The organism is Achromobacter sp. 46006, assembly GCF_059761975.1.
In genome coordinates, this window is sequence record NZ_JCBANN010000137.1 from 1 (window position 1) to 651 (window position 651).

Annotated in this window: 1 protein-coding gene; it reads left to right on the forward strand. The window is 71.3% G+C overall.

Going from position 1 to position 651, the window contains the following annotated elements:
• Window positions 1-651: M20/M25/M40 family metallo-hydrolase (locus tag AC6LKG_RS26525; protein WP_498169971.1), on the forward strand; the 651-nt coding region annotated here is incomplete at both ends.

Here is a 651-nt window from a genome sequence, read left to right on the forward strand (position 1 = left end):
GTGCTGGAAAGCCGCCAGCTGCCCATCGGCGTGGTCACCAACATCGTCGGCATCCGCCGCGTGCTGATCACGGTCGAAGGCCAGCCCGATCACGCCGGCACCACGCCCATGGACATCCGCCGCGACGCCCTGGTGGGCGCGGCCCGCATCATCGACGCCGCCAGCCGCCAGGCCAGCGCCGCCAGCGGCAAGCCGCATTACGTGGTCGCCACCGTCGGCAAGCTGGCCATGACGCCCAACGCCGCCAACGCCGTGCCCGGCCGCGTCGAGCTGACGCTGGAAATGCGCAGCGACAGCAACGCCGTGCTGGACGCCTTCCCCGAAACGCTGATGGCCGGCGTGGCCGCCGACCTGAAGGCGCTGCGCCTGACCGCCGGCTTCGTCCAGTTGAGCCGCGCCCAGCCCACCGACTGCACGCCCCTGGTGATGGACGCGGTGCAGGCCGCCGCCGACCAGCTCGGCTACGCCAGCATGCGCCTGCCCAGCGGCGCCGGCCACGACGCCGTCTACATGGCCCCCACCGGCCCCATCGGCATGATCTTCATCCCCTGCCTGAACGGACGCAGCCACTGCCCCGAGGAATGGATCGAGCCGGCGCAACTGCTGGACGGCACACGAGTGCTGTACCAGACCGTGCTGGAACTGGATCGC